Origin of the sequence: Streptomyces sp. URMC 123, from assembly GCF_051386515.1 — a bacterium.
Classification (GTDB): Bacteria; Actinomycetota; Actinomycetes; order Streptomycetales; family Streptomycetaceae; genus Streptomyces.
On record NZ_JBPQTV010000729.1, the window covers coordinates 1 to 375 of the forward strand.

1 pseudogene is annotated in these 375 nt (G+C 74.7%); it reads right to left on the bottom strand.

What is annotated here, in order from left to right:
* Positions 1 to 375: pseudogene (locus ACSNOD_RS31810) on the bottom strand (hypothetical protein); the annotation flags it as partial.

Below are 375 nucleotides of genomic sequence, written 5' to 3' on the forward strand. Positions count from 1 at the left end.
GTTCGGGGGGGTCGGGGAGCTCTGGGGGCCATGCGGGCCATGCGGGCTCCGGGCGGTGTGCGACGCGCCGGGCCGGCCGGTGAGGGCGAGGAAGACGTCGTCGAGGTCCGGGGTGTGCACCGTGAGCGCCTCGGCCTTGACGGCCGCGGAGTCCAGGACGTCGAGGACGGTCCGCAGGGTGGGGATGCCGCCGTCGCCGGGCAGGTCGAGGGTGAGCGCCTCGGTGTCGAGCACGGCGAGGCCCGTGTCGAAGAGGCGGGCCGCGGTGCCCAGTTGCCAGGCGTCGGCGAAGCGGAGGCGGATGTGGCCGCCGGGGATGAGTCGCTTGAGTTCGTCCGCGGTGCCTTCGGCGACGAGCTTTCCGCCGTCGAGGAC